A 22,354-nucleotide genomic window follows, 5' to 3' on the forward strand; every position below is an offset into this window, starting at 1 on the left:
TTCGGTGACGGGGTGACGGCTCGATGCGGTGCATCGCTGATGAGGGGGTGGCGCTTGTGAGTGCCTTCCCTCTGTCGCGTGCCCAGCAGGGGCTGTGGTTCGCTCAGCAACTCAACCCGGACGTCCCCCTGAACGTGGCGTTGTACGTTGAGGTTCGCGGGGCCCTGGACGTCGTTGCATTGACCGACGCGACCACCCGTGCGGCGCGCGAACTGCAATCTCCATTCGTCCACATCGTCGAGCGCGACGGAGTGCCGTCGCAGTCGTTCGACCCGTTCGATCCAAATGTGCTCAGCTACCTCGACCTGCGGGGATTCGCAGATCCCGTGGCCGAAGCGCGACGGTGGATGACCGAGCGATATAGCCGTCCGCTGGACCCGACCGCCGATCTGATGATCGTGTCGACGCTTCTGCACCTGGGCGAGAACCACTTTTACTGGAACACGTTCGCGCACCATTTGATCGTCGACGGCTACGGCGCGATGAATGTGGTCGAGCGCATCGCGGAGCTGTACACCCACACCGTGCGCGGGACGGAGGCGCCGGCTCCACGGGTGCTGGGGGTACGCGACATCTTCGACGCCGAAAGCGCGTATGAGAGTTCGAGCAGGGCGGCGGTCGATCGGGAGCACTGGAGGGAGCGTCTGGCCGACCTTCCCGCGTCTTCGCGGCTGACTCGCGGCGAGGCTCCACCCGCCGCCGTCTCGCGGACCGTCAGTCGTTCGATCGACACGAAATCCGCCGTTGTGATGGACGAACTCGCGCGTCGCTCGAACTCGTCCGAAGTACCGATCGTGGTTGCCGCCTTCGCGGCATATCTGGCTCGGATGACCGGCAACACCGACGTCGTGCTGAGTCTTCCGGTGTCTGGGCGCACCACCGCGGTGATGCGCCGATCGGCCGGCATGGTGTCCAACCTCGTCCCGGTGCGTGTGGCAATCGGCGCCGCAGACCCCACTGAGGACGTGGTGCGCCGCGTGCAACTCGAACTCACCGGAGCGTTGCGTCACCAGCGATATCGATACGAAGACATGCTGCGTGACCTGTCGCTCGAGTCGCATTCGCGCGCTGCCTTCGGGCCGGTGGTCAACATCATGGCGTTCTTGCACGATGTCACCCTCGGTGACGTAACGGGCGAAATGCACCTCCTTTCAGCGGGGCCGGTCGACGACCTGGCCGTCGACATCTACCCAGGAGTCGGCGGAGGTCCGCCGCGGGTCTGCTTCGAGGCCAACCCCGCCCTGTACGAACAGGTCGAGGTGGAGCGACTTCTCGAGCGGTTCATGTGCTACCTCGCCGACTTCGTGGGAGCGGGCGCCCCAGTCGCCGATCTCGAGCTTCTCGACGAGACCGAGCGCAAAGTTCTCGTGCCGGCATCCGGGCCCAGCGCTGCTGAACCGGTGGCCCTCGCCGCCCTGCTGACCGTTCCGGAGCACGCGGACAAACCGGCAATCCGCTCCGGCGGAGGGGAAGTGACATATCTCACACTCGACGAGTGGTCTAACCGGCTGGGACGGAGGCTGATCGAGCGAGGAGTGGGCCCTGAAGACCGGGTAGCGGTGATCGCTCCCCGTTCCGTCGAGTCCGTCGTGGGGTTGTGGGCCGTCGCGAAGACGGGCGCCGCTTTCGTACCCGTCGACCCCGGATATCCGGCCGAACGGGTTGCGCACATGTTGGCCGACAGTGAGGTCACCCTCGCGCTCGCCATGGATCCCGATGTCGTACCCGAGTGCGTCGAGTGGATGTCGCTGGCCGACGGGGACGGCTCCCGCGCGCCGATCACGGACGAAGACCGCGTACGTCCGCTGCGCATCGATCATCCGGCGTACGTGATCTATACATCCGGGTCGACCGGTACACCCAAGGGTGTGGTGGTCACTCATCGCGGGCTGTCGAGCCATGCGGCAGCACTGCGCAGGCTCTACCGGGTGACGCCGGATTCGCGGGTACTCGCGTCCGCGTCGCCGAGTTTCGACGCGTCGATCCACGAGATGCTGTCGGCGTTCACCGCCGGCGCCACGTTGGTGATCGCCCCGGCAGACGTGTACGGCGGCGACGAACTGACCGCACTACTGCGCCGGGAGCGAATCACGCACTGGACGGTGACCCCAGCCGTGCCGGCCCTGACGAACCCCGACGGGCTCGACGAACTACGGGTGGTGGCCGTGGCAGGCGACGTATGCCCGCCCGAAGTGCTCACCCGGTGGGCGCCGGGCCGGACACTGCTCAATCTCTACGGGCCCACCGAGGCGACCGTGTGGTCCACGGCCACACCGCCATTGCGACCCGGCGACGCCGTCACCATCGGTGCCCCCATCGAGGGTGTTTCCGCGTTGGTGCTCGACTCCCGGTTGCGTCCGCTGCCCGTCGGCGCAGTAGGGGAGTTGTACCTGTACGGGCCCGGGGTAGCGCGCGGATATCTGGGACAGCCGGGGCGCACCGCCACCCGGTTCGTCGCCAATCCCTACGGAGACGGACGCCTGTACTGCACGGGCGACCTGGTGCGCTGGACCCCCGAGCTGGCGCTCGAGTTCGTCGGTCGCGCCGACGATCAGGTGAAGATCCGTGGTCACCGGGTCGAGCTCGGCGAGATCGACGCCGTCCTAAGGACGTATCCCGGTGTGGATCTGTCGGTGACCGTTGCCGCCGCGGGCGTGGGCGGTCGGGAGTTGGCGACCTACGTGCACGGCCGTGACCTCGAGGCCGAGCGGGTGCGGGACTACCTCGTCCACCGGTTGCCGGACCACCTCGTTCCGTCGTCGATCACTGTGCTCGATTCGGTGCCGTTGACACCAGCGGGCAAGGTGGATAGAGCAGCGCTGCCCACGCCGTCGCCGCTCGGGACCGGTGATCGCGCACCGCGATCTCTGGTCGAGGAACTTCTCGTCGGAGCGTTCGCCTCCGAGACGGGGCTGACCACCGTCGGCGTGGATGCCAATTTTTTCGCGATGGGTGGAAACTCGCTGGGCGCAGCGCGCCTCGCCTCGCGGTGTAGCGCGGTCCTCGGGCGCCGGGTGACGGTGCGCGACATCTTCGACCACCCCACCGCGGAAGCCCTGGCCGCTCACCTCGGCGCGCCCGACACCGCTACCCGACCACCGCTGGTGCCGCGGGCCGTGGGCGCAGCGGTGCCGGTGTCTGCGGAACAGCGACGCCTGTGGTTGGTGAATCAACGGAACCCCGAACGCGACCCGTATGTGGTGACGTTCTCGGTGGACCTTTCCGGCGATTTGGATGTCGCCGCGTTCCGCGCCGCGATCGGTGATGTGGTGCAGAGGCACCCGACGCTGCGCACGGTGTTTCCCGACGACGGGAACGGCCCGCAGCAGGTGGTGCGAGGCGCTGAGGTCGAGCTGACAGATGCAGAAGCTGTGGCCGTTTTCGACCTCACACGCGAGGTGCCGATCCGGATGCAGCTGCGCCGAGCAGCCTCCGATCAGTACACGATGTCGGTAGTGGTGCACCACATCGCGATCGACGGTCTGTCCCTTCCTCTCTTCGTCCGCGATGTCTCGGCCGCATACGCCGACCGTCGTCGAGGGCGCCCGCCGGTGTGGGAGCCGTTGCCGCTGCAGTACACCGACTACGCGTGGTGGCAACAGGAAATGCTCGGCGATCCGGACGACCCCGCCAGCCTGGTCCGCCGGCAACTCGACTACTGGGCCGACACTGTGCGTGGCCTGCCCGAGGTGCTGCCACTGCCGGTGGATCGTCCCCGGCCACCGTCCTCGCAGTCCCTCACCGCCGGAAGCTCCGAGTTCCGGGTAGATCCTGAGTTGCATCGGCGTCTGATGGCGCTGGCCCGCGACCACGACGTCTCGGTGTTCATGGTGCTGCACGCGGCACTCGCCGTACTGCTGCGCGGGGTGACCGGAACCGAAGACATCGCTGTCGGCACAGCCACCGGGGGCCGCCCCGACCCCGCGCTCGACGGCATCGTTGGCATGTTCGTGGGCACCGTCGTGCTGCGCACCCCGGTAGCGGCAGGGTCGACCTTCACCGACCTACTGGGCACCGTCCGGCGCGCCGACGTCGACGCCTTCACAAATGCCGACGTGTCGTTCGACATGGTGGTGCAGGAGGTCCTCTCCACCCGCACAACAGGCGCTCACCCGCTGTTCCAAGTGATGCTGGCGTACCAGACTCCGAATGTCACGGACATCGAGCTCGACGGGGTCACCGCCCATGTGCGGGAGCAGGAATCGCACGTCCGCGCTTTCGATCTCGACATCACGGTGGACGAACTCCCGGGCGAAGACGGCAACCCGAGCGGTCTGCGCGGTGTCATGACGTACCCGCGTGAACTGTTCGACGACCGGACAGTGAACCGGTGGGCAGGGCAACTCGAGACGATCCTGGCTGCCGTCGCGGACGATCCGTCGCTCCTGGTCGATCACATCGACCTGGTCGGTCCGGCCGACCGGGCGGCGCTCGTGCCGGCGTCCGGCGCTGCCTCGGTACCCGCGCGGACCTTGCCGCAACTTCTGCACGACGGGCTGAACCCCGACGGCGTCGCACTACGGTTCGACGGCAGCGCAATGACGTACCCGGAACTCGAACAGCGCTCGAACCGGCTGGCCCACAGGCTGATCGCACGCGGCATCGGGCCGGAAGACCTGGTGGCGGTGATGGTGCCTCGGTCTGCGGAGTCCGTCGTGGCCATGTGGGCTGTCACGAAATCCGGTGCGGCCTTCGTGCCGATCGACCCCGGCTACCCCGCCCCGCGGATCGCGCACATGCTCCGCGACTCCGGAGTCGCGGTGGCGCTCGCGCGGGACGCCTCGGTGGTCCCGTACGGTATCGACTGGATCGGCACGTCAGATCCCACCGGCGACGGCACCGCGATCGACGACCGGCACCGCACCCGTCCCCTACACCCCGACCATCCTGCCTACGTCATCTACACGTCCGGCTCGACCGGAATACCGAAGGGCGTCACGGTGACTCATCGGGGTTTGGCGGCCCTGGTGGCGGCAAATGCCGAGTACCGGAACCTCGGTCGCGATTCCCGTGTCGCGCACGTCGCCTCCCCGTCCTTCGACGTCTCCGTCGGAGAGCTTCTGCTGGCCTTCGCTGCCGGTGCCACCGTGGTGATCGCGCCTCCCGAGACCTACGGTGACGATCTCACCGAACTCTTCCGGCGCGAACGCGTCACCCACTTCCTCACCACCCCCACGGTGCCGCGACTGATGAACCCGGAGAGCCTCGACGACCTCCGCGTCCTCGAGGTCTGCGGCGAGGCGTGCCCGTCCGAACTGGTGACCAGGTGGGCACCGGGCCGTGTACTCCTCAACAGCTACGGCCCCACCGAAACCACCGTGGTCTGCACCAGCGCGGAACCACTCCACGTCGGTGATCGCATCACCATCGGCCGGCCCTACGCGGGAACCTCGGCCGTGGTGCTCGACGACCGACTGCGGCCGGTGCCCGTCGGCGCGGTCGGGGAGCTGTACCTGTCGGGCGACTGCCTGGCCCGCGGCTATCACCGCAGATCCGCTTTGACAGCCCAGCGATTCGTCGCCGGCGCATTCGGGAGTTCGGGGTCCCGGATGTATCGCACCGGTGACCTGGTGCGGTGGACCAGCGACCATCGGCTCGAGTTCGCGGGGCGCACCGACGACCAGGTGAAGATCCGCGGATTCCGGGTGGAACTCGGCGAAGTAGACGCAGCCCTGGCGGCCGCCCACGGTGTCGACACCGCCGCAACGGTGGTGCGTACCTCGGCCGAGGGTGAACCGGTGCTCGCGTCCTACGTCCACGGCACGACACTCGATTCTCATGCACTTCTGCAGTTCCTGCGTGAACGCCTGCCGGGCTACATGGTGCCCGCCTCGGTGACCGTGCTCGACGACGTGCCGTTGACCAGCAGCGGAAAGCTCGACCGGAAGGCTCTGCCCGCACCCACGGCTGCGCAAGTCAGCACCCGCGCGCCGCGCGGGCAGCTGGAAGAGCTCCTGGCCGGCGTGGTGGCCGACGTGCTGGGTGTGCCCTCGATCGATGTGGACGCCGATTTCTTCGCCCTCGGCGGAAGCTCGCTCACCGCAACACGATTGGTGTCACGATTGAGGGCGGCGTTGAACCGCCGGATCAGCGTCCGCGACGTGTTCGACGCGCCGACCGTCGCCCAACTTGCGATTCGGCTGGGGGATGCGCGCGTCACCGCACCTCTGCCGCCGCTCGTCGACGGACGTCCCTCCGGAGACCAAGGCCTTTCGCCCCTCGCGCCTGCACAGGAACGGCTGTGGTTGCACGACCGGATGAACCCCGGCTCAGCCGACTACGTGGTTCCCTTTGCGATCGACCTCGACGGTCCGGTCGATGTGAGTGCACTCGCGGCAGCCGTACGCGATGTGGTGGGGCGGCACGAGCCGCTGCACTCGGTGTTCGAGGACACTTCCTCGGGTGTGGTGCAGGTGGCGCGGCCGGTCGACCTCCACCTGTCGCCGATCGCTGTTGCCCCCGGTGCACTCGACGACGCGCTCGCGGCCGTGTCCGGGCACGGCTTCGACCTCACCCGCGAAGTGCCCGTACGAATTCGGATATTTCAACGCGCACCCGAGCTCTACACCGTCGCCGTCGCCGCGCACCACATCGCGGTGGACGGACTGTCGTTCGGCCCCTTGACCCGCGACATGATGACGGCGTATGCGGCGCGCCGCGCCGGACACGAACCCGGGTGGCCGGAGTTGCCGGTGGGCTACCGCCAGTTCGCGCGGTGGCAGCGATCGGTGTCGGCCGCCGCCGCGCCGGCGGACATCACGTACTGGTCCGAGCGGCTGCAAGGCAGTCCCGAGCTGCTTCCGCTGCCGACCGACCGCCCGCGGGTACCGGCCTCCGCCCGGACTGCCGGAAAGGTGGCGTTCTCGGTGGACCCCGCGTTGCACCGGGCCGTGGACGGCGTGGCCCGCAGCTGTGGCGTCACCCCCTTCATGGTGATGCACAGCGCGTTGGCGCTAACGCTCGCCGTGCTCAGCGGAAGCGAAGACATCGCCGTGGGCACCCCGACCTCCGGACGGCCCGACCCGGCGCTCGACGACCTGGTGGGGATGTTCGCCGGAACAGTAGTGCTGCGCACTCAGGTCGATTCCCGCAGCACGTTCGCCGAGTTCCTGGCAACGGTCCGGGATAACGATCTCGAAGCGTTCGCGCACGCCGACCTGCCGTTCGATCAGGTGGTCGACGCCGTCGCCCCCGTGCGGTCGGCAACTCACCACCCGCTGTTCCAGGTGATGCTCGCGTACCAGAACTTCGGCGAAACCGAGCTACAGCTCGACGACGTCGCCGTCCGTCGTCGCAGCATCGAGAGCGCCGTCAGCCGGTACGACCTCGAACTGTCTCTCCGCGAGACGCGGGACCACGACGGGACACCCGCCGGCCTGGACGGCGACCTCGTGTACCCGGCGGAACTGTTCGACTCCGCCACCGTCGTCCGGTGGTCGGAGCTGCTGCACCGCATTTTGTCCGCGGCGGTGGCGGATCCTTCCCGGACACTCGGCGACATCGAGTTGGTAACGCCCGCCGAGACAGCCGCGCTGGTGCCGTCCCTGGGACCGAAAGCCCCGGAGCCACAGACACTTCCGGAACTGTTGCGGGGTGATCGGCCCGGAGTCGCTGCACGCTGCGGCAACGAGGAACTGACCTACCGCGAACTGGATGCCCGGTCCAACTGGTGGGCCCGCCGCCTGATCGCACTCGGTGTCGGGCCCGGTGACCGGGTCGCGGTCCTGATGCCGCGCTCGCTCGAATCGGTGATCGCGGTGTGGGCGATCGCGCGCAGCGGCGCCGCGTTCGTACCGATCGACGTCGACCAGCCGGCTGAGCGCACCGCGCACCTCCTCACCGATGCGGGTGTCACCCAAGCGCTCACGCTCGACGCCTCGCTGGTGCCCGGCGGTATCACACCACTGGACCTGTCCGGCATCGGCAGCGACCCGATCCCGGTATCCGACGACGAGCGGGTTCGGCCGCCGTCCGTCGACCACCCCGCGTACGTGATCTACACCTCCGGGTCGACCGGCACTCCCAAGGGCGTCGTGGTGACACACCGCGGCCTGTCCGGTCACGCCGCCGCACTGCGCCGCTTCTACGGGGCCACCCCGCAGTCGCGGGTGCTGCACGCGGCGTCCCTCATGTTCGATGCGTCGATCCACGAGATGCTCCTGGCGTTCACCACCGGGGCCGTGCTGGTGATCGCTCCCCCCGACGTCTTCGGCGGTGACGAGCTGCGAAACCTCTTACGGCGCGAGCAGATCACCCATTGGACGTCGACCCCGGCGGTGCCGGCGACGATCGACCCGAGCGGACTCGAAACCCTCGAAGTTCTCGCAGTCGCAGGTGACGTATGCCCGCCGGATTTGGTGTCCCAATGGGGCACTGGACGCACGGTGCTGAATCTCTACGGCCCCACCGAAACGACGATCTGGGCGACGGCCGCCGAGCTGTCCGGATCGCACATCGCGATCGGCGGCCCCGTCCACGGCATGTCGGCAGTGGTACTGAATGCGCGACTTCGACCCATTCCAGTCGGCGTAGTGGGGGAGCTGTACCTGTCGGGACCCGGTCTGGCGCAGGGGTACGTGGGCAGGCCGGGATTGACCGCGGGCACCTTCGTCGCCAACCCATACGGCGGTGGACGCCTGTACCGCACCGGTGACCTGGTGCGGTGGAACCAGTTGGGTGAGCTCGAGTTCGTCGGGCGTGCCGACAGCCAGGTGAAGATCCGTGGATTCCGGGTCGAACCCGGCGAGATCGACGCGGTGCTGGCCTCTGCTCCCGGGGTCCGCGCTGCGGTGACGATCGTGCGGGGCGGCGCACTGGCGTCGTACGTCAGCGGCAACGACCTGGAGTCGGGGGCACTGCGCGCCCTCGTCGCCGCGCGACTGCCGCGCTACCTCGTGCCGGCATCGATCACGGTGCTCGACCAGATGCCGCTGACGGCGAGCGGAAAGATCGACAGATCCGCGCTTCCCGCGCCGGAAGTGCCAGTCTCGTCCACGCGTGGGGCACAGACACCCCTCGAACAGGTGGTGGCCGACGCAGTCGCCCAGGTGCTCGGGGTGCCCGAGGTGGGAGCCGACACCAATTTCTTTGCGCTGGGCGGTAACTCGTTGTCCGCTACCCGGGTGGTGTCGCGACTGTCATCGGTGTCCGGGGTGCGCGTCGGGGTGCGTCACCTGTTCGACCATCCGACCGTCGCCGGCCTAGCGGCGTTGATTGCCGAGGGCGGGGAGCAGCGGCCGCCGCTAATGGCCCGCGACATCGACAGTCCGGCACCGGCGGCGTTCGCGCAACAACGGTTGTGGCTGCTGGGTCAGCTCGCGCCAGGGTCCTCCGCCTACAACGTGCCGTTCGCTGTCGACCTGGACGGTGCCCTCGATGTCGAGGCGCTGCAACAGGCGCTCACCGATGTCGTCGAGCGGCACGCCACGCTGCGCACCGTGTTCACGGCAACCGACACCGGCGTCGTACAGATGATCGGCCCGCCCGACGTGGAGTTGACACCGGTCCGCATCGAGGAAGCTTCCGTGGACGACGCCATTGCCGCCCTCGCCACCGAGGGATTCGACCTCGCGGTAGAGCGGCCCGTGCACCTGGCCCTGTTCCAAAGGGCACCCGAGCGATACACCCTTGCCGTCGTGCTGCATCACGTGGCCGTCGACGGACTGTCCTTCGCCCCACTGGTCCGAGACCTCACCACCGCGTACGCGGCACGGCTGAACCACCGGGCGCCTACGTGGCCGGCGCTCCCCGTGCAGTACACCGACTACGCGCGATGGCAAAGTGAGATCCTCGGCGATCCCGCCGATCCGAACAGCCTGGTACACCGCGAACTCGAGTACTGGGCCGAGGCATTGAACGACATGCCCACGCTGCTGGCCCTGCCCACCGACCGGACGCGTCCCGGCACCGAGCAGTGGACCGCCGGTGTCGTGGAATTCACTGTGCCGGCCGAACTGCACCGCGCACTCGAACAACTGGCGCACCGGCAGAACGCGACCCTCTTCATGGTGATGCACGCGGCGCTGGCCGTGTTGCTGTCCAAGCTGACCGGATCCGACGACTTTGCCGTGGGAACCCCCACTTCAGGTCGCACCGACCCCGCTCTGGACGACGTGGTCGGCATGTTCGTCGGCACCGTGGCCCTGCGCAGCCGGATAGACCCGCGCGAGGCGTTCACGCAACTGCTGGCGTCGGTGCGGGAGACGGACATCGCCGCGTTCGCGCACTCCGAGGTGCCGTTCGACCTCGTGGTCGACGCCCTCGCACCCACACGGTCGGCGGGTCACCATCCGTTGTTCCAGGTGATGCTGGCGTTCGAGAACTTCGGCGACGGCGGCGCCGACCGGCTGCCCCAACTACCCGGCCTCGTCGTCCGCAGCCGCGCGGCAGGCACCGGGATCAGCCGCTTCGGCCTCGAGGTGTCGCTGCGCGACCGGCGCACCCCCGACGGAAGCGCCGCGGGTCTCGACGGCGTGTTCACCTTCCCCACCGAACTGTTCGATCAGCACACCGTCGAACTGTGGGTGCAGCGACTGCAACTGATCCTCCGTGCGGTAACCGACCGGCCCCACGTCCACATCGGCGCCATCGAGGTGCTGACCGCGGACGAACAGAGGACCCTGGTGGCGGGCACCGACGGCGTCGCACCCACGGCGGAGTCTGTGGCGGAACTCTTCGAACAGCGCGCCGCCGAGAAGCCGACCGCGGTGGCCGTCACCGACGGCGAGACCACCCTGACCTACGGTGAACTGGACCGGCGTTCCGCCGAGCTGGCCGCGATGCTGATCGATGCCGGAGTGGAGGCCGAAGACGTCGTCGCCGTGGCGCTGTCGCGGTCCGCAGACCTGATCGCAGCGCTGCTCGCGGTAGTCCGCGCCGGTGGTGTGTACCTGCCCGTCGACGTCGACTACCCGGCCGAACGCGTGCGCTACCTCCTCGCCGACGCGTCACCCGCGGTGCTGCTGACCTCCGCCGGAGACGCCGCACAGCTGCCCGAGGTCTCGTGCCCGGTTCTCCTGCTCGAGGCTTCGCCTGTGAGTGGTTCGCGAGTCCAGGGACTCCTCAACCACTCACGGGCGCACGGCGCCTACCTCATCTACACCTCTGGCTCCACCGGCGAGCCGAAAGGTGTGCTGGTCTCACACGCCAATGTGCTCTGGCTGCTGGCGAATACGTGCCGAGAATTCGATTTCGGTGCGGGCGACGTGTGGACCATGTTCCATTCCCACGCCTTCGACTTCTCGGTGTGGGAGATGTGGGGAGCGCTCACCACAGGCGGGCGTCTGGTGCTGGTGGAACACGAGGTGGCCCGTTCTCCCCGCGAGTTCGCGGAACTGCTGAGCCGCGAGGGTGTGACGGTACTCAACCAGACGCCGTCCGCGTTCGGTCAGCTGGCCGAATTCGACATCACCGACACCGTGCGACTGCTGATCTTCGGTGGGGAGGCTCTCGACCTTGCGCTGGTGTCACCGTGGCTCGCGAGGCACCCCTCGGTTCGCGCCGTCAACATGTTCGGGATCACCGAAACCACCGTGCACGTCACCCACGCCGACGTGAGCGTCGGCGACGGCAGGGCCTCCCTCGGCTGGGCGATTCCGGGAATGCGAACGTACGTATTGGACACCTCGCTGCGACCCGTGCCGCCGGGGACCGTCGGGGAACTGTATGTCGCGGGACCGCAGGTGTCGCGTGGCTACCTCGGGCGACCCGGCCTGACCGCCCTGCGGTTCGTGGCCGACCCGTTCACGACCGGTGCCTGCATGTACCGCACGGGAGACCTCGCCCGCCGGCGTAGCGACGGAGAACTCGACTACCTCGGCCGGGCCGACTCGCAGGTGGAGTTCCACGGGTACCGCATCGAGCCCGGCGAGGTCGAGGCAGCGCTACTGCGCCACCCCGACGTCGAACGGGCGGTGGTTCTGCTGCGCACCACGAGTATCGGCGAGCGATTGGTGGCCTACGTGGCGGCCGGAGTCGATCCGGCCTCGCTCACGCGGCACCTGCGCGCGATCCTGCCCGAGTACATGGTGCCCGGAGCAATTATTCCGCTGCCGTCGATTCCGTTGACCCGCAACGGCAAAGTGGACCGGCGTGCACTGCCCGAACTGGACGTGACCGCGGACGAGTGGCAGGTGCCGCACGGCCCGATCGAAGAAGTGGTCGCCGGCGTCTTCGCCGAACTGCTCGGCTCGCCCGAGGTAGACATCCGCCGCAGCCTGTTCGAACTGGGCGGCAATTCGCTGATCGCCACCCGGGTCGCGACCCGGGTGAGTGCCGTATTCGACACCGACGTGACAGTGCGCGACATCTTCGAAGCGCCCTCTGTGGCCGAGTTGGCAGCCCGCGTGGAGGACCGGGCACACACCGGGCGTCGTCGGCCCGCTCTGCTGCCGGACCGGTTGCGCGGCCGGGTGCCGCTCTCGCCCGCTCAGCAGCGGATGTGGGTTCTCAACCAATTCGACACAGGCGCAACTGGATACAACATTCCGATCGCCCTCCGTCTCGACGGCGAACTGGACGCCGCGGCCTTCGCTGCTGCGGCCCGAGACCTGCTCGAGCGGCACCGGGCGTTGCGCACCGTGTACCCGTCCGACACCGAGGGGGTGCACCAGGTACTGCTCGCGGCCGACGCGGTCCCCCTCGACCTGGCCCCGGTCGCCATTCCCGCCGACGCGCTCGACGCCCACGTGCGAGCCCTCGTCGGCACAGGATTCGACGTCGCCACCGCACCGCCGGTTCGGGGACGTCTGTATCGCGTCGGTGCCGATGCGCACGTGCTGGCGTTGGTGGTCCATCACATCGCCGCCGATGCCTGGTCGCTGGGCACGCTGATCCGCGACACCGCGGTCGCCTACCGTGCACGACTCGACGGTCGCAGCCCGGAATGGCTTCCGCTGCCGGTGCAGTACAGCGACTACAGCGTGTGGCAACGCACCATGCGGAACGATCTCGGCCGGGAGTACTGGCTCGAGACGCTGGCCGATCTGCCGGAACAAGTGACGCTGCCCCTCGATCACCCGCGTCCCGCGGCGCCGTCGGGGCGCGGACTCGTCCACACCGTGGAGTTGGACGAGCTACTGCACGACGGCATCGCCGCCTTGGCGCGTGCGGGGCGCGCCACCTCGTTCATGGTGTTGCATGCCGCGCTGGCCGTGCTGCTCTCCAAGTACAGCGGCAGTCGGGACATCCCGATCGGCACCGCTGTCGCCGGGCGCACCGACCCGCAACTCGACGATGTCGTCGGTATGTTCGCCGGAACCCTGGTGCTGCGCACACACATCGATCCGTCCGCCACCTTCGCCGAGGTGCTGGCCCACGTCCACACGCAGGACGTCGCCGCGTACACGCACGCCGACGTGCCGTTCGAGACTCTGGTGGAACTGCTCAATCCCGCCCGCTCGACGTCACATCACCCGCTGTTCCAGGTGGCGCTGTCGATGCAGCGGCACCGCCCGGGACACTTCACCCTGCCAGGCCTCGAGGTCACGCCGGTGACGCCGGCGACGAATCCCGCGAACTTCGACCTCCAGCTCACCGCCACCGAGGCAGCACCGGGCGGACGCATGCAGCTCGAATTCGGGTACGACGCCGAACTGTTCGACCGCTCGACGGTCATCGCGTTCGCCGAACAACTCGTGCGGTTGCTCGGGTCGGTCACCGCAGAACCGGATCTACGGGTCGGCGACGTGGACTTGTCGAGTCCGACCGAGCGAGCAGTACTCGCCCCTGCCCGTGGCGTCGCGGCACCCGCCCCCGTTCCGCTGCACCGAATCCTCACCCGCGGGGCGGTGCTGGCTCCCGGCGCAGTCGCGGTGCAGGACGGCGCCACGGCCGTCACCTATCGGCAGCTCGACCTGCAGTCGGACGCCCTGGCCCGCGACCTACGAGCACTCGGCGCGCGGCCGGGCACGACGGTGGCGTGGGCGGTGCCGCGATCGGCGCAGTCCGTGGTGGCGCTGTGGGCCATCGCGAAAACCGGTGCAGCACCCGTACTCATCGATCCCGATCTGCCCAGCGTGCGGGTACACGCGATGCTCGCCGCGGCGGGCACCACCCTCGGCGTGGGCTCCGTCGCCCTCGGCGGCGAGATCACCTGGCTGCAACCCCGCGCGCAACCGGACCCGTCGGCGATGGCGACGGCGCCGCCACACGTCCACCCGGACCAGCCCGCCTACGTGGTGTTCACCTCCGGTACCACAGGCACCCCCAAGGGAGTGGTGGTCACACACCGCGGCCTCGCCGCACTCGACCTGGACGTCGCCCAGCGCTACGCCGCCGGTCCCGGATCCCGGATGCTGCACCGTGCGGCCGCCGGCTTCGACATGGCGTTGCTCGAAATTCTCGTTGCGGGTGCTTCGGCCGCGACCCTGGTTCTCGCATCCGAGGCCGAGTTCGCGGGGCCGGAACTGGGCGCTCTGCTGGAACGGGAGCGGATCACACACGCCTGCATCACCCCGACGGCCCTGGCCACGATCGGTGCGCGCGAGTTGCCGCATCTGCGGATGATCATGCTGGGCGGGGAACGTCTGGGTACCGAACTGGTGGATCGGTGGGCACCCGGACGCCGGATGGTCAACGGCTACGGACCGGCCGAGGCGACCATGTACGCGATCGCCTCGGGCCCGCTCGCACAGGGCGGGTTCGTGCCGATCGGTGAACCCGTGCCGGGCATCGAGGCCGTCGTCCTCGACCAGCGGTTGCGTCCGGTCCCCGTCGGGGTGCCCGGTGAGCTCTACCTCGCGGGCGCGGGCCTCGCCCGGGGTTATGCCGGGCAGCCGGGACTGACAGCTGAGAGGTTCGTAGCTTCCTCCGACGGCCGGCGCAGGTACCGCACCGGTGACCTGGTGCGGTGGAAGATGGCCGGTGATGGCCACGTCCTCGAATTCCTCGGCCGCAACGACGCTCAGGTCAAAGTACGCGGGGTGCGCATCGAACCCGGCGAGATCGACGTTGCCATCGCCGGGCTCGTCGACGTGGACTTCGCCGCCACCGTGGTGCACACGACGCCTACCGGCCACGACGTGCTGGCGTCGTACGTTCTGCCGCGCGCCGAGCTCGATACCGTCGAGCTGCGCCACCGCCTCGCCGAAATCCTGCCGTCGTATCTGGTGCCGGCCGCTGTCGTGGTGCTCACCTCGCCGCCTCCGCTGGTCAACGGGAAGCTGAATGTTCGTGCGCTCCCCGTCCCCGTCCTCGGTGCAGGGGATCACGAAGCGCCGGTCACCGACACCGAGCGCGCGGTCGCCGAGGTGTTCGCGGACGTACTCGGTATCGGTACGGCGGGTAGGGGAGCGCACTTCTTCGATGCCGGCGGAAACTCGTTGCTGGCAACACAACTGACGGCTCGTCTGACCGAGACCGTCGGATTCCCGGTCCCGCTGCGCACCCTCTTCGCGCATCCCACCGTGGCCGAACTCGCCGCCGCCCTCGACACGTCGGTGCCCGCGGCGGACCTGCGTCCCGCGCTCGGAGCCCGGCGTCGCCCGGACCGGGTACCGCTGTCGCGCAGCCAGTACCGCATGTGGGTGTGGAATCGCCGCAACCCGGAATCTGCCACCTACAACCTTCCAGCCACCGTGCGGCTGGAAGGTGACCTGAAGGTGACGGCACTGGCCGCCGCACTCGGGGACGTGATCGCCCGCCACGAGGTGCTGCGTACCCGCTATCCGTCGGCGCCGGGGGAGTCGCCGTGGCAAGAGATCACGAACAGCGTGGCAGTCGACCTCACTCCTCGGGAGGTGAAGGCCTCGGATGTCGCCGACACGGTGATGCGTGCGGCGCGAGCACCATTCGACCTCACCGCCCAGCCGCCGCTGCGGATGCAACTGCTGCGAGTAGCGCCCGACGTCCACGTTCTGGTGGTCACCCTCCACCACATCGCCGCCGACGGCTGGTCTCTCGCCCCGCTGGTGGCCGACGTGCTCGCGGCGTACGCGGCTCGGTGTGCAGGTACCGCTCCGGAGTGGGAGCCGCTGGCCGTGCAATTCGCCGACTATGCGCTCTGGGAAGACGAGCTGCTGGGCAGTGCGTATGCGGCCCGCGGTATCGAGCGCTGGCGGGTCGCATTGGCCGGCGCGGAATCGGTCGCGCCCTTCCCCGTGGACCGTCCCCGCAAGGATGCTCCCGGGAACACGGCGGGGACGGTGCCGTTCTTCGTGCCTGCGCCGTTGCAGCGGGCGGTCCACCGGCTGGCACACGATCACCGGGCCACTCCGTTCATGGTGCTGCACGCCGCACTGGCTGTACTCCTGGCCAGGTTCGGCGACCAACGTGACATCACGATCGCCACCGCCGTCGCCGGTCGCGGAGACCCGGCGCTGGATGCGATGGTGGGGATGTTCGTGAACACCCTGGCCCTGCGCGCGCAGGTGGAGCCGGACATGCCGTTCACCGGTCTGCTGGCCCAGGTGCGGGACTTCGACGTGGAGGCATTCGACAATGCCGAGGTTCCGTTCGAGGTGATCGCGGACCTCCTCGGTGGCCGTGTTCCCCAGGTCGCGTTGGCGCTGGAGAATTTGCAACCTCCCGCCGTGCGGGTGTCCGGACTCGACGTGCAGGCGGAGGAAGTCGACACCGGGACAGTCAAATTCGACCTTCACCTCACCCTCACCGAACTGTGGGACGGCGCCGACCCGGCGGGAATGACGGGCGCCGTCGCCTATGCGCAGGATCTGTTCGACCACGCCACCGCCCAGTCGCTGGCCGAGGAATTCGTCCGGGTGCTGGCAGCTGTCGCCGACGACCCTGAGGTGGCCACCGGCGACATCACGCTCACCGGGGCGCCGCCACTCGTGGGAGCACCTGCCGCGGAGGAACGCACCCTCGCCGAGATCCTGACCTCGACCGCCGCCGCGTACCCCGACAACCCCGCAGTCACCGACGGCACACGGACGCTGACGTATCGCGAACTCGACCGGCAGTCGAATGCGCGCGCCCGCGAATTGGTCGCCGAGGGTTACGGGCCCGGGTGGATACTGCCGATCGATCTGCCGCGATCCGTCGACTTCGTCGCCGAGTTGTGGGCGATCACGAAGACCGGCGCCGCCTACGTGCCCAGCCCGAACCGGGCAATCGCCGCGACCGCGTCGTACCGGGACTCCGCACGGGGACTCGCCTACGTCATCTACACCTCCGGGTCGACGGGAGTCCCGAAAGGCGTCGCCCTCACGCACAGTGGGCTCGCCTCGCTGACCACCGAGGTCGTGCAGCGCTACCGGGTGACGCCGGACTCCCGGGTACTGCACGGATACAACCCCGCCTTCGATGCAGCGCTCCTCGAGATGTTGCTGGCGTTCGGATCGGGCGCCTGCCTGGTGTGCGCCCCGCCCGACGTGTACGCGGGCCCCGAGTTGCAGCGCTTCCTCGCGGAACAGCACGTGACGCACTACCTCTCCACACCCGCAGTGCTCGCAACCCTCGATTCCGACGGGCTCGACGCGTTGCGCGTGGTGGCGGTGGGTGGTGAGGCGCTGCGCGCCGAGCCGGCCGAAGTGTGGAGTGCCGGTCGGCTCATGCTCAACGCCTACGGGCCCACCGAAACCACCGTGGTGGCCACGCTCACCGAGGTGAACGGCGAGGTGACCATCGGCGCACCGGTCGCCGGCGCCACGGCGACCGTCCTGGACTCCCGCCTGCAGCCCGTGCCGGTGGGTGGCGTCGGCGAACTGTATCTGTCCGGTCCGGGTCTCGCCCGGGGATACGTGGACCAACCCGGCCTCACTGCGGCGAGTTTCATTGCCGCCGAGGGTGGCTCGCGCCGGTATCGCACCGGTGACCTGGTGCATCGCCGTGCAGACGGTGCGTTGTCGTTCTTCGGCCGCGTGGACCGGCAGGTGAAGGTGCGCGGCATGCGAGTCGAACCCGCCGAGGTGGAGGCGGGGCTGCTCCGTCTGACCGGAGTGGAACAAGCCGCTGTACTTCTCCGCGACGGCGAACTCACCGCCTTCGTCACCGGCACCGACGTGGATCCGGCATCGTTGACCGAGCGGCTGGCCGAACAACTGCCCGCGTACCTGGTGCCGCCGAGAATGGTCGTGCTCGAGTCCCTGCCCCTGACCGCCAACGGCAAACTCGATGTGCGCGCGCTGAAGCTGCCCGACGTGCAGCCGGTGAATGTGCTGCCGCCCCGAACGGTTACCGAAGAGCTGGTGGCAGGTGTCTTCGCCGATGTCCTCGATGTCGACCTGCCCGGTGCGGATCGCAGTTTCTTCGACCTCGGTGGTGATTCGCTGTTCGCCACCGCGGTGGCCGGCCGGCTCTCCGCGGCGTTCGGGGTGACCGTGGCATGGCGGGCGTTGTTCGAGAACCCCACCGCCGCCACCCTCGCACAATGGCTCGACCACGAACGATCGACCGGAGCAGCTCAGCGCCCGGCGATCGTGCGCCGCGACCCGAATGCCCGAGTTCCCCTCTCGCCGCAGCAGCAACGCATGTGGCTCCTCAACAGAGTGGATCCCGACGCGTCCGTCCATCACCTGGTGTTCGGCACACGACTCGACGCCGGCGTGGACCCGGCCGTCCTGTGGGCGGCGATCACGGATGTGGTGGAACGGCATGCAGTGCTGCGAACTGTTTTTCCCGCCGATGCGGACGGCCCGCACCAGGTGATCGTGCCCACCACCGAAGTCCTCGGCAGCCTCGTACCGGCGGACAGTGACACAGACCTTCACGAATTCGGCAGCCGACGTTTCGACCTCGAACACGAACCTCCGCTGCGCGTGCAGATGTGGACCGACCCTGCCGGCGGCTACGTGATCGCCGCGATAGTGCACCACATCGCCCTCGACGGCGGCTCGATGAATCCGGTGCTCGCCGACCTCGCCGACGCCTACCAGGCTCGGGCGGAAGGCACAGCGCCGCAGTGGGAACCACTTCCCGTCGACTACGGCGACTACACCCTGTGGCTGCGCGAGATGCTCGGTAACGCCGCGGATCCCGACAGTGTCGCGCATACTCAACTCGACTACTGGGGACGAGTCCTCGACGGCGTCGACGCGCCGCTGGCACTGCCGACGGACCGCCCGCGGCCGCGGCACCCCAGCCACACCGGTTCCGGCGTGGACTGGGTCCTCGACGAGGAACTACGCGCGCGGCTGCATCGACTGGCCCGGGAGCACGGAGTCACCGACTTCATGGTGTTGCATGCCGCGCTCGCCGTGTTGCTCGCGCGGGAGAGCGGAGAGACCGACGTCGTGGTGGGCACGGCCGTGGGTGGGCGACCCGACCCGGTGCTGGACCGGCTGGTGGGCATGTTCGTCGGCACCGTGGCGCTGCGTACCGAGGTGCCGGCCACATTGTCGTTCACGGAACTGCTCGAGCGGGTACGAATGGTGGACCTCGAGGCGTTCGCACACGCGGACGTCCCGTTCGACGACGTCGTCGCGCGGGTCGCACCGCAGCGTTCTCCCGCCCACAACCCGCTGTTCCAGGTGGTCCTCAATTATCGGCACGTGCCGGCGCAACCCATCAGTCTGCCCGGTGCCGCACCGGTCGATGTCGAAGACCCGCGCATCGAATTCGACCTCGTCTGGGACGTCCTCGATACCGGCGAAACCCTCACCCTGCGACTGGCCTACGCCACCGACCTGTTCGACGAGGCCACCGCCCGGGGATTGGTTGGACGCTACGGTCGCATCCTCGACGCCGTCACCGACAACCCGTCGATTCCGGTGGGAGACGTCACCCTCCTCACCGAGCACGAGTACGACGAGCTGGTACGTGGTCCGCTGCGCACACCGTCGCCCCGCACCCTCGCCGACGTGTTCGACGCCCAGGTGCGGGCGACCCCGGACGCGGTCGCGGTGGTGGACGGCGACCGGCAGTGGACGTACGCGGAACTCGACGCGGAAGCGGAACGCTGGGCAGGGCGGCTGATCGGCCAGGGCGTCGGACCCGAAGATGTCGTGGTGATCGCGACACCCCGCGGCCGCTATTGGGTCATGGGCGTGTGGGCCGTGACGAAGTCCGGTGCGGCGTGGGTGTCGGTCGACCCGGCGCATCCCCCGGAGCGCGTCGCCTGGATGATCACCGATTCGGCCGCGGTGCTCGGCGTGACGGTCGGGGACGTCGTCTCCACACTCCCCGACGCCGTGGAATGGCTCGATCTGTCCGATCCGCAGTGGGACGAGCAGACACCGGCCGCCGGGGATCGACGCTCTCGTCGGCGCGGCTACGCGCAAGCGACGGAACCGGATCACGCGGCCTACCTCATCTACACCTCCGGATCCACAGGACAACCGAAAGGTGTGGTGGTGCCGCATCGGGGGCTGGTGAACGTGGTGGCCGCACAGCCGCCGGTTCTCGGCGCCGAACCCGACGTCCGCGTGCTGCAACTCGCCTCACCCACCTTCGACGCCTCGCTGTTCGAGATGCTCTACGCGCTGAGCTCCGGCGGAAGCCTGGTGATGTCTTCCGAATACGGTTACGCCGGAGAGGAACTGGCCGAGACTGTCGACAGCGGACAGATCACGCACCTCATCGCGACACCCAGTGTGCTGGCAACCCTCGATGCCGAGACGCTGTCGCCGCGGACCGTCGTGGCCGTCGGTGAAGCACTGCCCACCGAACTGGCCGCACGGTGGTCTGGTCGGCATCGGCTGTTCAACGCGTACGGGCCCACCGAGTTCACCATCCTCGGGTCCCTCGCCGGACCACTCGAGCCCGGCCGAGTGAATATCGGCACGGTGATCGACGGCGGTGCCGCTCTCGTGCTGGACGCGCGCCTGCACCCCGTCCCGGAGGGTGTGGTGGGGGAGCTGTACCTCGCCGGTACCAGCGTCGCACGCGGGTATGTGGGCCGTACCGACCTCACCGCAACGCAATTCGTTGCCCACCCCTACGGCAAACCCGGTGAGCGGATGTACCGCACCGGTGACCTGGTGCGGCGCACGATCGACGGTGAACTGGAATACCTGGGCCGCCGCGACGCGCAGGTGCAGATCGCCGGGATCCGGGTGGAACCCGCCGAAGTGGATTCGGCGTTACTCCGTCACCCCCATGTCCAGTTCGCCGTCACCGTGCCCCACACCACGGGTGAAGGCGTCACCGTCCTGGTCTCCTACGTCGGTGGTGACCCCGACCTCACGTCGGCTGCGGTCCGCGCCCACGCGCGTAGTCTGCTGCCCCGGCACCTCGTACCCTCCGCCGTCACCGTTCTGGACCGGTTGCCGGTGATGCCGTCGGGCAAGGTGGATCGACACGCTCTCCGGGAGCCGCTATTCGACACCGAGGCGACTGTCCTGCCGTTCGGACGAGTCGAGCGAGACGTGGCCGATGCGATGGCAGGTGCGCTCGGCGTGGACACCGTGCCCGCCGACGAGGACTTCTTCACACTCGGCGGTACATCGATGGGCGCGGCCATCGTGGCCGGTGAACTGCGCCGACGCCTCGGCCGGGAAGTGCCGATTCAGTGGGTGTTCACCGACCCCACCGTGCAGCAACTCGCCGCCCGGATCGAGGCAGGCCCCGAACTGTCCGAGGGTGCGCTCGATACCGTGGTGCGGTTGGGTGGAACCGGGGAGGGGCCGCCCCTCTTCTGTGTCCACCCGGCGAGCGGAATGTCCTGGTGCTACGCAGGGCTCACGGACAGCGTCGGCGACCGCCCCCTCTACGGCCTCCAGGCCACGGGGACCGGCAACGTCCCCGACAGCATCCCTGACCTTGCCGCCTCCTACGTCGAGGCCATCCGAACTGTGCAACCCAGCGGTCCCTACCACCTGCTGGGCTGGTCACTGGGTGGCATCATCGCACACGAGATGGCCGTCCAGTTGAGCGAGAACGACGAGACAGTCGAGACACTGGCAATGCTCGACACCTTGCCGCCGGAATTCCACGACCGGGACGACCTCCGAGGCGAGCAGCCGTCGATCGGAGATGCGCTGGCCGAACTCGGCGTGCCGGCAGATCGATTGCCGGACGGCGGCATCGACTACGACGACGCCGCACGGATTCTGAGTGAAGAGCTCCCGGGTCTGAGTTTCCTCACCCCCGCCAGGCTCCGCCGACTCGGAAACATCATCGACCGTCTCGGGCTCATCAACGCCCAACACCAGCCCCGGCGTTACGACGGAGAGATCCACTTCTTCACCGCAGCAGCAGACCTCGAACTCCATGCGCGTCCGCCGCAGATGTGGCGGGGGCGTCTCGGCGAGAACCTCACCGAAATCGACGTCGACGCCACCCATGCCGCCTTGGCGGACAAGAAGCCGCTCGCCGAAATAGGCCGAGTGTTACGCGATCGGGGGAACACAGTGGCCCCTGGAACCTGAGCAAGCCAAGGCCCGCATCCTTCGAGACGAGGAGATTCGATCGGGTCAGGAAACGACGAATGACAACGCGATCACGGCGCTCGGCACGT

General features: G+C 68.6%; 1 protein-coding gene. It reads left to right on the plus strand.

Going from position 1 to position 22,354, the window contains the following annotated elements:
* Positions 1–56: 56 nt before the first annotated feature.
* Positions 57–22,265 (plus strand): non-ribosomal peptide synthase/polyketide synthase, encoded by a 22,209-nt coding sequence (locus tag NOF53_RS17685; protein WP_255971046.1) that lies wholly within the window; start codon positions 57–59, stop codon positions 22,263–22,265.
* The last annotated feature ends 89 nt before the right edge of the window (positions 22,266–22,354 follow it).

This window comes from Rhodococcus tibetensis (genome assembly GCF_024438035.1).
GTDB lineage: Bacteria > Actinomycetota > Actinomycetes > Mycobacteriales > Mycobacteriaceae > Rhodococcus_F > Rhodococcus_F tibetensis.